Origin of the sequence: Enterobacter cloacae complex sp. 677-3DZ2D5B (genome assembly GCF_004136695.1) — a bacterium.
GTDB classification, from domain to species: domain Bacteria; phylum Pseudomonadota; class Gammaproteobacteria; order Enterobacterales; family Enterobacteriaceae; genus Enterobacter; species Enterobacter hormaechei_C.
The window spans coordinates 139,194-157,696 of record NZ_QFLS01000017.1 but is presented as its reverse complement, the minus strand read 5'-3'; the positions used below and the strand labels follow the sequence as shown (position 1 = coordinate 157,696).

General features: G+C 57.7%; 19 protein-coding genes. 6 read left to right on the top strand and 13 right to left on the bottom strand.

What is annotated here, in order from left to right; genetic code table 11:
* Positions 1–132 precede the first annotated feature (132 nt).
* The 3 genes from DD597_RS21925 to DD597_RS21915 all read right to left on the bottom strand — a co-directional run bounded on the left by DD597_RS21925 (position 133) and on the right by DD597_RS21915 (position 2,857).
* Positions 133–420: a hypothetical protein gene (locus tag DD597_RS21925; RefSeq protein ID WP_003861213.1), complete on the bottom strand. Its 288-nt coding sequence runs from the start codon at positions 418–420 to the stop codon at positions 133–135.
* Between the two features lie 171 nt (positions 421–591).
* Positions 592–1,944 carry a glutathione-disulfide reductase gene (gene gorA / locus DD597_RS21920; protein ID WP_003861215.1) on the bottom strand — a complete coding sequence of 451 codons (1,353 nt, stop codon included), beginning with the start codon at positions 1,942–1,944 and terminating at the stop codon, positions 592–594.
* A 70-nt stretch (positions 1,945–2,014) separates the two neighbouring features.
* On the bottom strand, positions 2,015–2,857 hold the full coding sequence (locus tag DD597_RS21915) for a 23S rRNA (adenine(2030)-N(6))-methyltransferase RlmJ (RefSeq protein WP_003861217.1): 843 nt from the start codon (positions 2,855–2,857) through the stop codon (positions 2,015–2,017).
* A 206-nt stretch (positions 2,858–3,063) separates the two neighbouring features.
* Here DD597_RS21915 and prlC point away from each other — a divergent pair, with 206 nt between their 5' ends.
* Positions 3,064–5,106 (top strand): oligopeptidase A, encoded by a 2,043-nt coding sequence (prlC, locus tag DD597_RS21910; RefSeq protein ID WP_045332580.1) that lies wholly within the window; start codon positions 3,064–3,066, stop codon positions 5,104–5,106.
* 7 nt (positions 5,107–5,113) lie between these two features.
* On the top strand, positions 5,114–5,866 hold the full coding sequence (rsmJ, locus tag DD597_RS21905) for a 16S rRNA (guanine(1516)-N(2))-methyltransferase RsmJ (protein WP_045350959.1): 753 nt from the start codon (positions 5,114–5,116) through the stop codon (positions 5,864–5,866).
* 95 nt (positions 5,867–5,961) lie between these two features.
* Here the strand turns inward: rsmJ and uspA are convergent, their stop codons facing one another.
* Positions 5,962–6,399, bottom strand: coding sequence for a universal stress protein UspA (uspA, locus tag DD597_RS21900; protein WP_003861223.1), 438 nt, complete (start codon positions 6,397–6,399; stop codon positions 5,962–5,964).
* 283 nt (positions 6,400–6,682) lie between these two features.
* On the opposite strand from uspA, the gene uspB reads away from it, so the two are divergent.
* Positions 6,683–7,018 (top strand): universal stress protein UspB, encoded by a 336-nt coding sequence (uspB, locus tag DD597_RS21895; RefSeq protein WP_003861224.1) that lies wholly within the window; start codon positions 6,683–6,685, stop codon positions 7,016–7,018.
* A gap of 54 nt (positions 7,019–7,072) precedes the next feature.
* On the opposite strand, the gene pitA is transcribed toward uspB, so the two are convergent.
* Positions 7,073–8,572: an inorganic phosphate transporter PitA gene (gene pitA, locus DD597_RS21890; RefSeq protein ID WP_129256582.1), complete on the bottom strand. Its 1,500-nt coding sequence runs from the start codon at positions 8,570–8,572 to the stop codon at positions 7,073–7,075.
* Between the two features lie 228 nt (positions 8,573–8,800).
* Here pitA and DD597_RS21885 point away from each other — a divergent pair, with 228 nt between their 5' ends.
* Together DD597_RS21885 and DD597_RS21880 are read left to right on the top strand one after the other, a co-directional pair.
* Positions 8,801–10,000 carry an NAD(P)/FAD-dependent oxidoreductase gene (locus tag DD597_RS21885; protein ID WP_003861226.1) on the top strand — a complete coding sequence of 400 codons (1,200 nt, stop codon included), beginning with the start codon at positions 8,801–8,803 and terminating at the stop codon, positions 9,998–10,000.
* Positions 10,001–10,086: 86 nt separating this feature from the next.
* On the top strand, positions 10,087–11,112 hold the full coding sequence (locus DD597_RS21880; protein WP_015571505.1) for a TerC/Alx family metal homeostasis membrane protein: 1,026 nt from the start codon (positions 10,087–10,089) through the stop codon (positions 11,110–11,112).
* A gap of 60 nt (positions 11,113–11,172) precedes the next feature.
* Here the strand turns inward: DD597_RS21880 and DD597_RS21875 are convergent, their stop codons facing one another.
* The 3 genes from DD597_RS21875 to DD597_RS21865 form a co-directional block, all read right to left on the bottom strand.
* The gene (locus DD597_RS21875) at positions 11,173–11,835 is read right to left on the bottom strand and encodes an HAD family hydrolase (protein ID WP_129256581.1); all 663 of its coding nucleotides are present in this window, start codon (positions 11,833–11,835) and stop codon (positions 11,173–11,175) included.
* 106 nt (positions 11,836–11,941) lie between these two features.
* Positions 11,942–12,736 carry an SDR family NAD(P)-dependent oxidoreductase gene (locus DD597_RS21870; protein ID WP_022651983.1) on the bottom strand — a complete coding sequence of 265 codons (795 nt, stop codon included), beginning with the start codon at positions 12,734–12,736 and terminating at the stop codon, positions 11,942–11,944.
* A 32-nt stretch (positions 12,737–12,768) separates the two neighbouring features.
* Positions 12,769–13,650: a LysR family transcriptional regulator gene (locus DD597_RS21865; protein ID WP_003861231.1), complete on the bottom strand. Its 882-nt coding sequence runs from the start codon at positions 13,648–13,650 to the stop codon at positions 12,769–12,771.
* 99 nt (positions 13,651–13,749) lie between these two features.
* Between DD597_RS21865 and DD597_RS21860 the strand changes: the two genes are divergently transcribed.
* Complete coding sequence (locus tag DD597_RS21860) at positions 13,750–14,256, top strand: phenolic acid decarboxylase (protein WP_003861232.1); 507 nt, start codon at positions 13,750–13,752, stop codon at positions 14,254–14,256.
* Between the two features lie 60 nt (positions 14,257–14,316).
* Here DD597_RS21860 and acpT read toward each other — a convergent pair whose 3' ends face one another.
* From acpT to DD597_RS21835, 5 genes are read right to left on the bottom strand one after another with little or no spacing between them, the layout of a single operon-like run.
* Positions 14,317–14,910 carry a 4'-phosphopantetheinyl transferase AcpT gene (acpT, locus tag DD597_RS21855; protein WP_129256580.1) on the bottom strand — a complete coding sequence of 198 codons (594 nt, stop codon included), beginning with the start codon at positions 14,908–14,910 and terminating at the stop codon, positions 14,317–14,319.
* Positions 14,911–14,912: 2 nt separating this feature from the next.
* Entirely contained in the window at positions 14,913–16,142 is a 1,230-nt protein-coding gene (locus DD597_RS21850; protein ID WP_047734756.1) for a beta-ketoacyl-ACP synthase, read from the bottom strand.
* Positions 16,139–16,870, bottom strand: coding sequence for a 3-ketoacyl-ACP reductase FabG2 (locus DD597_RS21845; protein ID WP_026094333.1), 732 nt, complete (start codon positions 16,868–16,870; stop codon positions 16,139–16,141). Before DD597_RS21845 ends, DD597_RS21850 begins: the two co-directional genes overlap by 4 nt.
* The gene (locus DD597_RS21840; RefSeq protein ID WP_023323848.1) at positions 16,864–17,337 is read right to left on the bottom strand and encodes a dehydratase; all 474 of its coding nucleotides are present in this window, start codon (positions 17,335–17,337) and stop codon (positions 16,864–16,866) included. The genes DD597_RS21845 and DD597_RS21840 overlap by 7 nt, the downstream gene beginning before the upstream one ends.
* The gene (locus DD597_RS21835; RefSeq protein ID WP_045329984.1) at positions 17,337–18,503 is read right to left on the bottom strand and encodes a beta-ketoacyl-[acyl-carrier-protein] synthase family protein; all 1,167 of its coding nucleotides are present in this window, start codon (positions 18,501–18,503) and stop codon (positions 17,337–17,339) included. Before DD597_RS21835 ends, DD597_RS21840 begins: the two co-directional genes overlap by 1 nt.

The window sequence follows — 18,503 nt, the reverse complement described above, 5'->3', positions numbered from 1 at the left end:
ACGCTTTCAAAATGGATTTAAACACGCTGAAAATCAGATATCCCTTTGATTATGAAATCATTAAATCAGAATCTTTGGAAACAGAGCAGGAATAAAATTCAGAGCATTCGGTATTCTGCATTTACGCAGGGATTAATGTGCCTGACGCGCATTGCCTTGAAGGCTGTTGGCGGTTTGATTGGCTTTCTGACTGGCGCCTTCGCTTTTATCCATCGCCTTGCTGGCCGCTTTTTCTGCATGGGCGGCGCTGTACGCAGCCAGATGGGAAATCACGATGGCGTAAATGCTCATTAACGACACCCACAGAATGCTGTTTTTCCACCACAGCAGGGTAGGAATAGTCAGTATCGCCCATACCAGCGCGAGAACAAGGTGCATTTTGGCCATCAGTTTTGCGGTGATCTTTACGTGCATTTTCATATCTCTAATCTTTTTCCGTAGTAACAGGCGAACGCGTAGCGCTTTCTAAGATTAGTTAATTCCACCGCGGGTAGCGGGTTATTTTGTTACCGTTTGTACACCCGTTGGGTTTACCTGCTCAGGGCATAAAAAAACCGGCCAGTTGGCCGGTTTTGTTGCGGATCAGACCGATCAGCGCATGGTCACAAATTCTTCCGCCGCAGTCGGGTGGATTGCCACGGTGTTATCGAAGTCTTTCTTCGTTGCGCCCATCTTCAGCGCCACCGCGAAGCCTTGCAGAATCTCGTCCATGCCGAAGCCAATGCCGTGGATGCCGACGATCTTCTCTTCCGGGCCCACGCAGACCAGCTTCATGCGGCACGGCTGACGGTGCGAGGTGACCGCGGTATACATCGCGGTAAACGCCGATTTATACACTTTCACCTGATCATCGCCGTACTGCTCACGCGCCTGCGGCTCGGTTAAGCCGACGGTACCGATTGGCGGGTGGCTGAAGACCACGGTCGGAATGTTGCTGTAATCCAGATGTTCGTCCGGCTTGTTGTTAAACAGACGCTCGGAAAGACGACGCCCCGCCGCCACGGCAACCGGCGTCAGCTCTACGGCACCGGTGTTATCACCGACGGCATAAATGCCCGGTACGCTGGTGTTCTGGAATTTATCAACGACAATGTAGCCTTTTTCATTGGTTTTCACCCCGGTTGCGGCCAGGTTGAAGTTGTCGGTGGCCGGTTCACGGCCAATCGCCCAGATCAGGCAGTCAACGGTCTGGCTGCGGCCATCTTCCAGCTCCAGCGTCAGGCTACCGTCCGCATTTTTCACCACCGCTTTTGGCACGGCGTTGGTGTGCAGGGTTGGGCCTTCGGCGTTCATCACCTCGACCAGCGTGTCGACGATCAGCGGGTCAAAGCTGCGCAGCGGCGCGTGTTTACGCACGAACAGGTGCGCTTCCGCCCCCAGGCCGTTAATCACGCCGGCCAGTTCAACCGCGATGTAACCTGCGCCCACAATGGCAACGCGTTCTGGCAGAGCAGGCAGCTCGAAGAACCCGTCGGAGTCGATACCGTATTCCGCGCCCGGAATATGCGGGTGGCTCGGACGGCCGCCGGTGGCGATCAGGATGTGATCGGCGGTGATCGTCTCGCCGTTCACTTCGATCGTCTTCGCATCCACGAAACGGGCAAAGCCGCGGATCACGTCGACGTTATTCTTGCCCAGCACGTTATCGTATGAGGTGTGAATACGGTCGATGTAGGCGGTACGGCTGGCGATCAGTTTATCCCAGTCGAAGTGGTTGATGGTGGTGTCAAAGCCGTAGTCCGGGCCATACATATGGATAGCTTCACGGATTTGCGCGGCATGCCACATCACTTTCTTCGGTACACAACCCACGTTCACGCAGGTGCCGCCGAGTTCTTTGGCTTCAATCAGCGCACACTTCTGGCCGTACATGGCTGCACGGTTGATGGAGGCGATGCCGCCGCTGCCGCCGCCGATTGCGATGTAGTCATAATGCTTAGTCATAGCGTTGTCCTTAATCGTGAATTGCCGCGATTGTATACCTGAAATCAATAGTTTCCACCGATGGCTGCGATTACTCCGGCACGATCCAGCTCACGGTGGCGTGACCCGTACCGGCTGGCACCAGCGTTTTGTGCAGCCACGGCAGCACGTTGTTCATCTGTGCTTCGAGCTTCCACGGCGGGTTAATGACGATCATGCCAGACGCGGTCATGCCGCGCTGGTCGCTGTCAGGGCGCACCGCCAGCTCAATTTGCAGGATTTTGCGAATGCCCGTCGCTTCGAGGTCTTTGATCATGCGTTTAATTTGCGCGCGCAGCACTACCGGATACCACAGAGCATAGGTGCCGGTCGCAAAGCGTTTGTAACCTTCGTTAATGCCGGTCACCACCGCCTGATAGTCGGTTTTGATTTCGTACGGTGGGTCGATCAGCACCAGGCCGCGACGGGAAACCGGCGGCAGTTTGGCTTTCAGCTGCTGGTAACCATCGGCTTTGTCTACGCGGGCGCGGTTATCTTTCTGAAACTCAGAACGCAGCAGCGGGAAGTCGCTCGGGTGCAGCTCGGTTAACTGGATGCTGTCCTGCTCGCGCAGCAGCTGGCGGGCAATCAGCGGGGAGCCAGGGTAGTAACGCAACTGGCCGTTGCGGTTAAAGTGATTCACCACGCCAATGTACGGCTCCAGCTCGGCAGGCAGATCGTCCTGCTGCCAGATACGCGCAATCCCTTCCAGATATTCACCGGTACGCTCGGCATGCTCGCCGCTCAGCTGATAACGGCCCGCGCCCGCGTGGGTGTCCAGATAAAGGAACGGTTTATCCTTTTCTTTAAGCGATTCGATGATCAGGCTCTGAACGGTGTGTTTGAGGACGTCGGCGTGGTTGCCTGCGTGGAAGCTGTGGCGATAACTGAGCATGGGTAATGATATTCCGCTGAATTGACGATTTGCCACAGTTTACAGCAGAACGGCACAGATTACCCGCAGGCCCGGTAAGCGCAGCGCCACCGGGCTCTTTTCCGCCACGTCTGGCATTGAAATCCTCTACACTTAACCCCATTACTGAACAATATGCACAGCGCCGGATGCGCGCTTCATTCACCTATTTCAACAGGACAGCGTTTATGACCAATCCATTACTGACGCCTTTTTCGTTGCCACCGTTTTCTAAAATCCTCCCCGAGCATGTGGTTCCAGCGGTTACGCAATCGCTGGACAACTGCCGCGCGGCGGTAGAAAACGTGGTCGCGCAGGGCGGGCCGTACACCTGGGAAAATCTGTGTCAGCCGCTGGCCGAAGTGGACGACGTGCTGGGGCGCATCTTCTCCCCGGTGAGCCACCTGAACTCGGTAAAAAACAGCCCGGAGCTGCGCGAAGCCTACGAGCAAACCCTGCCGCTGCTCTCTGAGTACAGCACCTGGGTCGGCCAGCATGAGGGGCTCTACAAAGCCTACCGCGACCTGCGCGACGGCGACCACTATGCCGAACTGAACACGGCGCAGAAAAAATCGGTCGATAACGCCCTGCGTGATTTCGAACTGTCCGGGATTGGCCTGCCAAAAGAAAAACAGGTTCGCTATGGTGAAATCGCTGCGCGCCTGTCCGAGCTGGGTAATCAGTACAGCAATAACGTCCTCGACGCCACCATGGGCTGGACGAAGCTGATTACCGATGAATCTGAACTGGCGGGCATGCCGGAAAGCGCGCTGGCGGCGGCAAAAGCCCAGGCCGAAGCGAAAGAGCAGGAAGGCTTCCTGTTAACGCTGGATATCCCAAGCTATCTGCCGGTGATGACCTACTGCGACAACCAGGCCCTGCGCGAAGAGATGTACCGCGCCTACAGCACCCGCGCCTCCGATCAGGGGCCGAATGCGGGCAAATGGGATAACAGCCCGGTGATGGCGGAGATCCTCGCCCTGCGCCACGAGCTGGCACAGCTGCTGGGCTTCGACAGCTACGCGGATAAATCCCTCGCCACCAAAATGGCCGAGAACCCACAGCAGGTGCTCGACTTCCTGACCGATCTGGCGAAACGCGCCCGTCCGCAGGGTGAAAAAGAGCTGGCTCAGCTGCGCGCCTTTGCGAAAGCGGAGTTCGGCGTAGACGAGCTTCAGCCGTGGGATATCGCGTACTACAGCGAAAAACAGAAACAGCATCTCTACAGCATCAGCGACGAACAACTGCGTCCGTACTTCCCGGAAAACAAAGCCGTTAACGGCCTGTTCGAGGTGGTGAAACGCATCTACGGCATTACCGCGAAAGAGCGTACCGACATCGACGTCTGGCATCCGGACGTGCGCTTCTTTGAGCTGTATGACGAGAAAAATGAACTGCGCGGTAGCTTCTACCTCGATCTCTACGCGCGTGAGAACAAGCGCGGCGGGGCGTGGATGGACGACTGCGTGGGCCAGATGCGTAAAGCGGATGGTTCCCTGCAAAAACCGGTCGCCTACCTGACCTGTAACTTCAACCGTCCGGTGAGCGGCAAACCTGCGCTGTTTACCCACGATGAAGTGATCACCCTGTTCCACGAGTTCGGTCACGGCCTGCACCACATGCTGACCCGCATCGAAACCGCTGGCGTCGCCGGTATCAGCGGTGTGCCATGGGATGCGGTCGAGCTGCCTAGCCAGTTTATGGAAAACTGGTGCTGGGAGCCGGACGCGCTGGCGTTTATCTCCGGTCATTACGAAACGGGTGAACCGCTGCCGAAAGAACTGCTGGATAAAATGCTGGCAGCGAAAAACTACCAGGCGGCGATGTTTATCCTGCGCCAGCTGGAGTTCGGCCTGTTCGACTTCCGCCTGCACGCCGAGTTCAGCCCGGAGCAGGGGGCGAAAATCCTCGAAACCCTGGCTGAGATTAAAAAGCAGGTTGCCGTTATTCCAGGGCCAACCTGGGGACGCTTCCCGCACGCGTTCAGCCATATCTTCGCAGGCGGGTACGCCGCAGGCTACTACAGCTACCTGTGGGCCGACGTGCTGGCGGCGGATGCCTTCTCGCGCTTCGAAGAAGAGGGGATTTTCAACCGCGAAACCGGTCAGTCGTTCCTCGACAACATCCTGACCCGCGGCGGTTCAGAAGAGCCTATGGAGCTGTTCAAACGCTTCCGTGGCCGCGAGCCGCAGCTGGATGCGATGCTGGAGCATTACGGAATCAAAGGCTGATTGCTACGTGAAGATCTGCTTAGTAAATGAAACAGGCGCCGGGGACGGCGCCTTATCTGTTCTGGCGGCCCGCTGGGGGCTGGAACATGATGAAGACAACCTGATGGCGCTGGTGATGACGCCGGAACATCTGGAGCTGCGCAAGCGCGATGAGCCAAAGCTTGGCGGGATTTTTGTCGATTTTGTCGGCGGCGCGATGGCGCACCGGCGTAAGTTCGGCGGCGGTCGCGGCGAAGCGGTGGCCAAGGCGGTTGGCATTAAAGGGAACTATCTTCCGGACGTGGTGGACGCCACGGCGGGGCTGGGGCGCGATGCGTTTGTGCTGGCCTCGGTGGGCTGCCGGGTGCGGATGCTGGAGCGTAATCCGGTTGTCGCCGCGCTGCTTGACGACGGGCTGACGCGAGGCTATGCGGACCCGGAAATCGGCTCGTGGTTACAGGAACGTTTGCAACTTATTCATGCCTCCAGCCTGACGGCGCTCACCGACATCACCCCGCGCCCGCAGGTGGTTTATCTCGACCCCATGTTCCCGCATAAGCAGAAAAGCGCGCTGGTGAAGAAAGAGATGCGGGTGTTTCAGTCGCTGGTGGGGCCGGATTTAGATGCCGATGGCCTGCTGGAACCGGCTCGTCAGCTGGCGACGAAGCGTGTGGTGGTGAAGCGGCCGGACTATGCGCCGCCGCTGGCGGACGTTGCGACCACTAACGCGGTGACCACGAAAGGGCACCGGTTTGATATTTATTCGGGTACGCCGGAATAGAAAAAGCCGGGTGGCGGCTTCGCCTTACCCGGCCTACATCCTCGATCTATTCCCTCTCCCTTTGGGAGAGGGTTAGTGAGGGGAATTTAACGCACTTACTCGTCTTCTTCGTCACGCAGTGGAACAATCAGCATATCCACGTGAACGGTGTTAATCAGCTGGCGCGCGGAAGACATCAGTTTGCTCCAGAAGTCCTGATGGTGACCACATACCACCAGGTCCATATCGTATTTCTTAATCGCATCAACCAGCACCTGGCCCAGATCGCCGCTACCGCTTAAGGTTTCAGTGATCGGATAGCCCGCGTTGGTAGAAAGCTCGCTCAGCGCGTGGTGAGTCTCTTCGGAGATGCGTTTCTGCATATCGCCGAGATTCACGTCGATCAGACCGGTGTAGAGGTCGGAGTAATTCACATCAACGTGAATCAGCGAAACTTTCGCGTTGTAGGGACGTGCCATGGATACTGCTTTATCAACCAGCACTTTACTCTCCGGGGAGAGGTCTACCGCGATAAGAATGTGTTTGTAAGCCATAGTGTTACTCCTTCCTTAAGTTATCGATGACTAAATGGGAAAGCCGTCGTCTGATGCTTTCATTACGGCCCAGTTAAACATATTTTTCAAGCTTTGGTGTTGATAACGATTAACCTTGTGGCAAAAAAATTAACGGATCTCCTACACTATTTAATGAGCCGTTCGGATATTAAAACGCGAACCGGATCGACTTTTGGTCATTCTTTCACTGAACTGTCTGTCAGGGCATTGGGGTGCGGTAGCTCAGGAGCCTTGCTTCGTGGGCGGACGCCGGGGAGGATGTATGATTAGCACCGTCGCATTGTTTTGGGCGTTATGCGTGGTTTGCATAGTGAATATGGCGCGCTACTTCTCATCGTTACGTGCGCTGTTAGTGGTACTTCGTGGTTGCGATCCGTTGCTTTATCAGTATGTGGACGGTGGAGGGTTCTTCACCTCGCACGGACAGCCCAGCAAGCAGATGCGTCTGGTGGGGTATATCTACTACCAACGCTACCGCGATCACCACGATGAAGAGTTTATCCGTCGCTGCGAGCGCCTGCGTCGTCAGTTCATTTTGACCAGCGCCCTGTGTGGTCTGGTTGTGGTGAGTATGATTGCGCTGATGATTTGGCACTGAGCATAAAAAAAGCGGGCCAGTTTCCTGACCCGCTTTTTTGTCGCCTTCAGCCGATTAAATCAGCTTCAGCGAAATCCAGTACAGACCGCCAGACAGCAGGATGGACGCCGGGAGGGTGAACACCCAGGCCATCAGGATGTTGGTCACGGTTTTACGCTGCAAACCGCCGCCGTCAACAATCATGGTACCTGCCACGGACGAAGAGAGTACGTGGGTGGTGGAGACTGGCATACCGGTGTAACTCGCCAGACCGATAGATACCGCTGCCGTCATCTGCGCGGACATACCCTGCGCATAGGTCATGCCTTTCTTACCGATCTTCTCGCCGATGGTGGTCGCCACACGACGCCAGCCAATCATCGTACCGATACCCAGCGCCAATGCGACCGCCATGATGATCCAGATTGGCGCGTACTCAATGGTATTGAGCATATCGCCTTTCAGTTTCTTCAGCAGACGTTGGTCGTCAGCATTAACCTCTGGCAGCTTCGCGACTTTATCGGTCACGTCGGAGATACAGAGCATGATGCGACGCAGCTGACCACGCTGTTCAACAGCCAGTTTGTCATAGCTTTCGATATCGGCCAGCATGCCTTTCGCACGTTCCAGCGCGTTAATCGCGTTTGCCGGATGGCAATGGAACTCGCCCGGTGCCGTCGTTGCGCCTGACTCCGGAGAAGGAATCAGCTGGTCCACGCCGGTCGCTTTCTTCAGCAAATCAGGATGCTGCTGGAAGTAAGTCTCAACGTTGTTTACCGCATCACGGGTACGGGTGATTTCGTAACCGGAGGCGTTCATGTTAACCACGAAGCCCGACGGTGCGACGCCAATCAGAACCAGCATCACCAGGCCGATACCTTTCTGACCATCGTTCGCGCCATGAGAGAAGGCGACGCCGATAGCGGAAATGATCAGCGCGATACGCGTCCAGAACGGCGGCTTTTTCTTGCCGTCTTTCTTCTCACGCTCTGCTGGCGTCAGGTGGATACGCGCACGTTTTTTCGTGTTGCTCCAGTAGCGACGCAGGATGAAAATCAAGCCACCCGCCACCACCAGACCGACGATAGGGGAGATGATCAGAGAGCCGAAAATGCCGAGAACTTTCGGGATATTCAGCGCATCAACGACGGAGGTCCCGGTCATCAGGGCATTGGTTAACCCGATACCGATAATCGCGCCGATGAGGGTGTGAGAGCTGGATGCCGGCAGGCCGAAATACCAGGTACCGAGGTTCCAGATAATCGCAGCAAGCAGCATAGAGAACACCATGGCCAGGCCATGACCGGAACTCACGTTAAGCAGCAGATCCGTTGGCAGCATATGCACAATGGCATACGCAACGCTCAGTCCGCCCAGGAGGACACCAAAAAAGTTAAATACCGCCGCCATAACAACCGCAAGCTGCGATCGCATTGCGCGAGTGTAGATAACCGTTGCTACTGCGTTTGCAGTGTCGTGGAAGCCGTTGATCGCTTCGTAAAACAGCACAAAAACCAGAGCAAGCAATAATAAAAGCCCGGTATGTAAATCCAGGCCGGCAAACAAATGTAGCATAGGACGTTACGCCATTTTGAGGACATGAACGCGGCGCATTATCCAGGACAAATGCGCAACGGGCAAAGTGAAATATAGACTTTTTTTGACATACCACCTGATTTGAGAAATGTGCCTTAAAGGATAATCTTTAAATATCAATGAAATGGCTTTGTAATATCTTTTTACGCTGGTGCGACCACTGAGGAAACTTTACAATCCGCGGCAGTTAACGAAGAGGATTTTGACGTGGAAAGGTTTGATGCCGTAGTAATTGGCGCCGGTGCGGCGGGTATGTTTTGTGCGGCGATGGCCGGACAAGCGGGTCGTCGCGTGCTGCTGCTGGATAACGGAAAAAAGCCTGGCCGCAAGATCCTTATGTCTGGCGGTGGGCGCTGCAACTTTACTAATCTTTATGTCGAGCCTGCGGCCTATTTGAGCCAGAACCGCCATTTTTGCAAATCTGCGCTGGCGCGCTATACCCAGTGGGATTTTATCGAACTGGTGGGTAAACACGGTATCGCGTGGCATGAGAAGACGCTGGGACAGCTGTTCTGCGACGACTCCGCGCAACAAATCGTTGATATGCTGGTGGCCGAGTGCGAGAAAGGCGGCGTAGTAATGCGCCTGCGCACCGAAGTGCTGGACGTCGCCCGTGACGAGCAGGGCTACACGCTGCAACTCAACGGTGAGACCGTCAGCGCCGATAACCTGGTGATCGCCAGCGGCGGCCTCTCGATGCCGGGGCTGGGCGCCTCACCGTTCGGCTATAAAATTGCCGAGCAGTTTGGCCTGAAGGTACTGCCCACCCGCGCCGGGCTGGTACCGTTCACGCTGCATAAGCCGCTGCTGGAGCAGCTTCAGACACTCTCCGGCGTGTCTGTACCGTCGGTCATTACGGCCGAAGACGGCACGGTGTTCCGCGAAAACCTGCTCTTTACCCATCGTGGACTCTCGGGGCCGGCGGTATTGCAGATCTCCAGCTACTGGCAGCCGGGGGAGTTTGTCTCCGTAAACCTGGTGCCGGACTGCGATCTGGACGCCTTCCTCAACGAGCAACGCGCCGCGCACCCGAATCAAAGCCTGAAAAATACCCTGGCGATGCAGTTGCCGAAGCGTCTCGTGGAGTGCTTGCAGGTGTTAGGGCAAATTCCGGATGTTGCGCTCAAGCAGCTCAACAGCCGCGAGCAGGAAACGCTGGTGGAGACGCTGACGAACTGGCGCGTACAGCCAAACGGCACCGAAGGCTACCGCACGGCGGAAGTGACGCTGGGCGGCGTGGATACAAACGAACTCTCATCCCGCACGATGGAAGCCCGCAACGTGCCGGGTCTTTATTTCATTGGTGAAGTGATGGACGTGACCGGCTGGCTCGGCGGGTATAACTTCCAGTGGGCGTGGGCCAGTGCCTGGGCATGCGCGCAAGCGCTGGCTGAAAAGAACGGTTAATATTTATTTTTTAGCGTGATGCCTCCTTAACGGGGCCACGCTTTTTATTGTGTGCATGGTGTTTTGTCTTCTTAAAAGGGTTGTCTATGTCTGCTGCTCATCTCGGTTTCCCGACGGAAACCGTTGTTGTCTTCGTGGTGATGGCCGTTGGGGCGATGTTTATCGACCTCTTCATGCACCGTCACGATAAACCGATCTCGCTGAAAAGCGCGGTTATGTGGTCCATCTTCTGGGTCATGATGGCGATGGCCTTCGCCGGATTCTTATACGTGCACCACGGCGCGGAGATGGCCAGTCTGTTCCTGACCGGCTATGCGCTGGAAGAGGTGCTCTCCGTCGACAACCTGTTTGTGATGATGGCGATCTTCGCCTGGTTCGGCGTGCCGGATAGATATCGTCACCGCGTGCTCTACTGGGGCGTGCTCGGGGCGATTGTGTTCCGCGGTATTTTTGTTGCCATCGGCACCAGCCTGCTGAGCCTGGGGCCGTATGTTGAGGTCATTTTTGCGCTGGTCGTCGGCTGGACGGCGGTGATGATGCTGAAACGCAATGAAGAGAGCGATGAAGTAGAAGATTATTCCAACCATCTGGCGTACCGCCTGGTGAAACGCTTCTACCCGGTGTGGCCAAAAATCAGCAGCCATGCGTTTATCCTGACCCAGAAAGAGGTGGATGCCGAACTGGAGAAGCCTGAAAACAAGGATGTAATGGTAGGCCGCGTGAAGAAGGCGAAGCGCTACGCGACGCCGCTGCTGCTCTGTGTTGCGGTGGTGGAGCTGTCCGACGTGATGTTCGCCTTCGATTCCGTACCCGCAATCATTGCCGTCAGCCGTGAGCCGCTGATTATCTACAGCGCAATGATGTTCGCGATCCTCGGCCTGCGTACCCTCTACTTTGTGCTGGAAGCGCTGAAGCAGTATCTGGTGCATCTGGAGAAAGCGGTGGTGTTACTGCTGTTCTTCGTGGCGTTCAAGCTGGGGCTGAATGCGACCGACCACTTCTGGCATCACGGTTATAACATCGGCGCCACGGCAAGTCTGTTTGTGGTGCTGGGGGTACTGGCGCTGGGGATTATTGCGAGCGTGATGTTCCCGGGAAAACGTGAGGCCTGATGTACCGCTTTTCTCCCTCTCCCTGTGGGAGAGGGCCGGGGTGAGGGCACCGGGCCGCACCTAACCCTTAATTGGTGAATTTCGGCGCTTGCTCGGATGATGAAAATGCCGCCAGTGCGGATCCTGCGCCGCCGCCAGCAACTCGTGGTCGCCACGCGTGTCGCCCCAGGCGCGCAGGTGATACGCGTTCAAATCCCCATACACCTTCTCCAGCCTCGCCACCTTCTGGGCACACCGGCAGTTGTGGCCGGTGATCCGCCCGGTCAGCTTGCCGTCTTTCACTTCCAGCTGCGTGCCAATCAGCTTAATGCCGAGCTTATCGGCCCACGGCTGCAATACCAGCGCCGGGGAAGCAGAGCAAATCGTCACTTCCGCACCGGAATTGACCTCGTTGGCGACGGCCAGCACACCTTCCGGGCGCATCAGCTTGTACCAGTATTTTTCACAGAAGGCTTCCGCCTGCTGACGTAACCAGTGCTCATCCACCCCCGTCAGGAAGGTTTTGATCAACACCTCTTTCAGCTCATCTCGCGTCAGCTTGCGGCGCACACAGTGCAGCGTAGGCAGGGCCATGCGCACCAGTCGGCCAGCAAAGTAGCGCTTGCCAAAGGCAAAGCGCAGGAACGGGATAAAACTGTCGTGGTGCGTCAACGTACCATCAAAGTCAAAGACAGAGAGCACGCTGGACTTCGCCACGGCTTCGTCGGCAATCATATTGGTCATAAATACGTCTTAGCTGAAATACACATTCTGTTCACTAGTTTACCTGCTTTACCTTCATAGTCCTTATATCAGGTCGCATTTTTTCCTGAACCTGTGGCCTGACGGGTCAAACTATGTCATCCACCACGCCACCGTCAACGCGCAGCGCCGCGCCGGAAGTCGCGGAGGCCTGCATGGAACAGACATACACCACCATATTCGCCACTTCTTCTACCGTTGCGGCGCGCTGAATAACCGAGCTGGGACGATTCTCCATCACGAACGCTTTCGCCAGCTGCTCCAGCGATTTACCGGTTCTTTCGATTTCGTCTTTCATCATCGCGGCAAAACCGTCCGACATTGTCGGGCCCGGCAGTACGCTGTTCACCGTCACGCCGCTGCCTGCCACGAACTTCGCCAGACCGCGCGCCAGCGAGAGCTGGGCGGTTTTTGTCACGCCATAGTGGATCATATCCGCAGGAATATTGCAGGCCGATTCTGACGAGATAAACACTACCCGACCCCAGCCCTTTTGTACCATGCCGGGCAACAGGGCACGGGAGAGGCGCACGCCGGACATCACGTTGGTTTGCCAGTAGCGTTCCCAGGTCTCGTCGTCGGTGGAATAAAAATCCTGCTGGCCATAGATCCCGGCGTTATTCACCAGAATATCGACGTGCGTGGCGACCCTGAGCAGTTCGTCAACGCCCTCCTGCGAGCTCAGGTCGGCGATGGCGGCACGGACCTGTACGCCAGGCACCACCTGCTGTAGCGCCTGAATGCCTTTATTCACCGAGTCGACGCTGCGTCCGTTTACGATCACTTCCGCACCGCTCTCCGCCAGCCCGCGGGCGATGGCAAACCCAATACCGCCGGTGGACGCGGTCACCAGCGCTACTTTCCCCGTTAAATCGATTTTCATCGTTCACTCCTTGTCGTTTTATGGTTCAAAACTTAAAGCGTAGCAGTTGACGATGACGGCTCCTGCTTAAAAAGGCGCAACAGCGTCTCAACCTGCTCGTCCAGCGGGCTGAGGGAGCGTTTGACGATGAGGTGCAGCGGCGTGGCGCGACGTACGCCGTGGCTGAGCGGCAGCGTTTTAAGGATGCCCTGCTGGAGCGGGGTCTGAATGCGTTCTTCCGGTAACCAGCCGTATCCAACCTGATACATCACCGCTTCGATTGCGGCATCGATGGTGGAGAATGTCCACGACTCTCCGGTGGGGTGAGTGGTGGGCTGGCTGTCTGCGATCTGAATGCGCGGCCACGGCCGTAGCATCTCGTCATTAAGCGGCGTATCCAGCGCAAACAGCGGGTGAGCGTGATGCGCGACGGCAACAAAATCGATATTCATCAGCCATTCGCCCAGGCCGGTAATGTCCTGGCGGCGGGTTAAGACCATCACGTCGGCTTCATCATTGAGCGCATCTGCGCGGCTGTTTTCCAGAACCTCGGTAAGCCGCACCTGCGTTTGCGGGTACAGCTGCTGAAACTGGCGCAAAATCGCGAACAGCCGGCTACGCGGAAAAATACTGTCTACCATCAGGTCGATACGGGTTCGCATCCCGCTGCGCAGGGTCGCAGCGCGCGTTTCAACATAGGCGAAGGCTTTCAGCAGCGGTTTAACCTGATTCAGCAACAGCTCACCCGCCGGGGTTAGCACGGCACGCCGTCCCTCTGTCATCAGGAGCGCCACGCCCAGCCGCTCCTGCAAAAGCGACAGGTTATAGCTGACCGAGGACTGGCTGCGGTAGGTCTCTTCCGCCGCCTTAGCGAAGCTGCCAGCCTCGATGACTCTCTCCAGCAAGGCCCACTGTTCGAGCGTCGTCTTGTGCATAATTAATCTAAATTTTGGATGAATTTGATTCAAAAATAGCGTTATTCATTCATTTTTTGAAGGGGTACGATCGTCTCATCAAAACAAAGGAGACATCGTATGAGCACCTTCGATAAACATGATTTAAGCGGCTTCGTCGGCAAACATCTTGTATATACCTACGATAATGGCTGGAATTACGAAATTTACGTTAAAAACGAAAACACCCTGGACTACCGTATTCACAGTGGTCTGGTTGGCAACCGTTGGGTGAAAGATCAGCAGGCCTACATCGTCCGTGTTGGGGAGAGCATCTATAAAATTTCCTGGACGGAGCCAACCGGTACTGACGTGAGCCTGATCGTGAACCTGGGCGACCGCCTGTTCCACGGCACCATCTTCTTCCCGCGCTGGGTCATGAATAATCCGGAAAAAACCGTCTGCTTCCAGAACGATCACATTCCGCTGATGAATAGCTACCGTGATGCCGGACCAGCGTATCCAACCGAAGTGATTGATGAATTTGCCACCATCACCTTCGTGCGTGACTGCGGTGCGAATGACGATAGCGTGATCAATTGCGCGGCCAGCGAGCTGCCTGCAAACTTCCCGGAAAATTTAAAATAAGATCGAGAACAACGTGAACGGGACATCGGCCATGTTGGTTTTAACCGGCATGGCCGTTTTTTATGCCGCAGGAACACCGGAGTAAGTAACCGCTTCCGCCGTTAAGGTGAAAGGCGTAGGGGTACAGACCGCCAGGCTCAGCGAGCCGAAGCGTAGCTGACTGACCGGGAGGGTCTGGGCGGTGCTGTCAATACTGACAATCTGCCACGCGCTGCCGCCACGCTGTTTGACGATTGCCTCTTTGCGCGTCCAGATGCGCCAGAATGCGGAAAGCTGCTCTTCCGGCGCTTCACGTTCCAGCTCGTCATGTTCGGTGAGGCTGAAAACGGCATTTGCCAGCGCCTGCCAGTTCTCCCGCGGGCGGATCACTTCGATATCGCAGCCCACTTCACCTTCATCGCTCATCAGCAGGGCAATGTCGTCCCCGCTGTGGCTCAGGTTAAACCACAGCGGATGGCCGTTAGCGAAGGCCGGTTTTCCGTGCTCGCCGTAAATTATCTCGGGAAGCGGTGAGGGGGATAAGGTTCTGGCGAGCAGCGTCCGGCCTGCAAGCCAGGAAGCGTGTCGTGCACCCTGAGGTGCCATGTCTGCGAGCGTTGACGCCAGCGGGTCCGCGCTAAGGGTGGAGATCTTTCCCAGTACAAACTGGTACATAGTTACGCCCAGCGTTTAATGATTATCGAGGTATTGATGCCGCCAAAGGCAAAGTTATTGCTCTGAATAAATTCGCAATCAATCGGGCGGGTTTCCCCCATAATATAATCTAAAGCGCCGCATTGCTCATCCGGTTGTCTTAAATTGAGCGTTGGCGTGAACCAGCCCTCCCGCATCATGTGCAGACTCAGCAAGGCTTCCAGCGCGCCGCAGGCACCCAGGGTATGGCCGAAATAACTCTTTAAGGATGAGATGGGCACGCTGTCGCCGAAAATGGCGGCGGTCGCCTGACTCTCGGCGATGTCCCCGCGATCGGTTGCCGTGCCGTGGGCAGAAATGTAGCCAATCTCCTGAGGGCCAAGGCCCGCCATCGCCAGCGACTGCGCCATACACACCTGCATGGTTTCACGCTGGGGCTGGGTGATGTGCGCCGCATCGCAGTTGGTGGCAAAGCCCACGATCTCGCCATAGATTGTCGCCCCGCGCGCTCTGGCGTGATCCAGCGCTTCCAGCACCAGCGTGCCCGCCCCTTCGCCAATCACCAGACCATCGCGCTGAACGTCAAACGGCGACGGCGTGGTTTTTGGCGCGTCGTTACGCTGGCTGGTGGCAAACAGGGTATCGAAAACCGCCGCTTCCGACGGGCACAGCTCTTCCGCGCCGCCTGCCACCATCACCGTCTGGTAGCCGTGACGAATCGCTTCCCAGGCGTAGCCAATCGCCTGGCTGCCAGAGGTACAGGCGCTCGAGGTGGGGATCACCCGTCCGCGCAGGCCAAAGAACAGCCCGGTATTCACCGCCGTGGTGTGCGGCATCATCTGCACGTAGGTGGTGCCGGTGATGTTGTGGGTGTGCTTTTCGGTGAGCATAGAGGCAAACTCGCTGACCGGCCCGGTGCTACCGGTCGACGAGCCGTAGGCGATGCCGGTCTGACCGTTGGTCAGCACCGCGTCGTCGATCAGTCCCGCCTGCTCCAGCGCCAGCTCGGTGGCGCGGGTAGAGAGCAGCGACACCCGGCCCATGGCGCGAATGCGCTTACGGGTATAGTGAGTGGGGAGAGTGAAATCTTCAATCGGCGCGGCGAGCAGGGTTTGCAGGCCGTCATACGCCTGCCACTCCGTCATGGTACGCACCGCATTTTCATACTCGCGCAGACGGCGCGAGATGGTCGGCCAGTCCTCGCCGAACGCGGTGACGCCGCCCATGCCCGTAATCACTACCCGGCGGGTCATAGCATGCCTCCGTTAATCGAAATCACCTGACGCGTCACATAGCCTGCTTTATCCGACATCAGGTAACTCGCCAGCCCGGCGACCTCCTCGGCCTGGCCCATACGCTGCATCGGGATCATCGACATCGCCGCGTGCAGCGCGGCTTCGTCCATCTCGATCATGCCGGTATCGATCAGCCCCGGCGCGATGCAGTTGACGGTGATTTTGCGTTTTGCCAGCTCGGTGGCGAGCGCTTTGGTGGCGCCGATGATCCCGGCTTTCGCCGCGCTGTAGTTCACCTGCCCACGGTTGCCCATAATGCCTGACACCGACGACAGGGTGATGATCCGCCCGCCCTTGCGGGTGCCGATCATCGGCATAATGCAGGGATGAATGACGTTATAAAAACTGTCGAGATTGGTGTGGATCACGCTGTCCCAGTCATCGTCGCTGAGCGCAGGAAATGCGCCGTCGCGGGTAATACCGGCGTTACTGACCACGCCATACCACGCGCCGTGGTCAGCGATCTCCTGTTCCAGCACCGTGCGGCACTGCTCGCGGTTGCCCACGTCGAAGGTGAGTAAACGGCCCGCGCCGCCTGCCTGGACAATCGCTTCCAGCGTCTCCTGCGCGCCCGCTTCATCACGATGGTAATGCACGCCGACGGTGAAACCGTCCGCCGCAAGCTGAAGGGCGATAGCGCGGCCAATGCCTTTGCTGGCGCCAGTGACCAGTACGGATCTCATGATGGTGTTCCCTGGTTGAAAAGTGTGGTTAATTCTTCCTCGCTCGGCTGGAAGGTGTTCACGCGGCCCGTGGCGAGGGAGACACTATCCGCATGAATGGTGCACTCGAAGCTGCCAAAGCGTTCATCCTGCATCAGACGTTCGATGGTGATGGTCAGCGTGCTGCCTGCGGCAAAATGCCCTGCGTCGCACACCAGCTCGCGCGCGCCCAGCACCATGCCCAGCGCACAGTGCGGCAGCCCTTTTTGCATCCGGTGCCATTCAGACCAGACGCCCACGGTCTGGGCCATCAGCTCCAGCGCAAACCAGCCAGGCAGGTTGCCGTCCGCGTCCAGGAACGGGGCCAGAACGCCCCGTTCGTTCACCGTCACGCTGCAAACGGCGCGGTCATCGGTGACGCTTTCCACGCTCTCAAGCAGCAGCATCGGCGTGTCGTGAGGAAGATAATCCCCGGGAGGTAAGTAGTGCATCATACTCTCCCCAGCAGAAGGCTGGCGTTGTTGCCGCCAAACGCGAAGGAGTTTGACAGGATCACCGGTTTATTCAGCGGTGCGCTCTGGTGCAGTAGGCCGAAGGCGGGCAGGGTGTCGTCCGGCGCGTAGCGGGAAAAATCCTGCGGCGGCAGCGGCAGGTCTCGGGTCAAGATCAGCCAGCTCAGGGCGGCCTCGGTGATCCCCGCGGCGCCCAGCGTGTGGCCGGTAAGATGTTTCGTGGAGCTGCACGGCACGCGGTCGCCAAAGAGATCGTGGATAACCTGCGCCTCAATGCGATCGTTCAGCGGCGTGGCGGTGCCGTGCAGGTTGATATAGCCGACGTCCGCCGCCGTTATGCCCGCCTCGTTCAGCGCCTGGTTGATGGCGCGGATCGCCCCTTCGCCCTGCGGATGTGGTGCGGAAATATGGTACGCATCGCTGGATTCCCCCGCGCCCAGCAGCGCAACCTCGCCCGGCTCGCGGGTCAGCACCATCAGTGCCGCCGCTTCGCCAATGGTAATCCCCCGACGGTGGCGGCCAAACGGTTCGCACAGGGTCGGGGAGAAGGACTCCAGGCTGTTGAAGCCGTTGACCGGCATGCGGCTCAGGCTGTCGGCCCCGCCGACGATGGCGACGTCCACCAGCCCGGCGTCGATCAGGCGACGACCGCTGATGATCGCCCGCGCGCTGGAGGAGCAGGCGGTCGAAATGGTATACGCCGGGCCGTCCAGCGCAAGCCAGCTGGCGAGAAAGCGCGACGGATCGCCCAGCTCCTGCTGCGGATATTGCCACTGCGGGCTGCGCTCGCCGTTCTGCGCGCGGCGCACGTACTCATCACCCTCGTCCAGTCCGGAGGTGCTGGTGCCCAGCACAACCGCCACGCGGTCTCGCCCCACGCGCGCAATGGCCGCATCGACGGCGGGCCGGATTTGCGCAAGCGCCGCCAGCAGCAGCTGGTTGTTGCGGCTGCGATGCGCAGAAAAAGACTCGGGGACAGGGGGAAGTTCACCCTCCACGCCTCCCAGCACGGCCTCGGGTAAGCCCTGTAGCCAGCCCGCACGCTGGCGCATCCCGGGGGCCACGCCAGCGATCAGGTTCGCCGCTATTTCATCAGCCGAGTTGCCGAGCGCGTTGACCATGCCAACGGCAGAAAGGTAAATCAT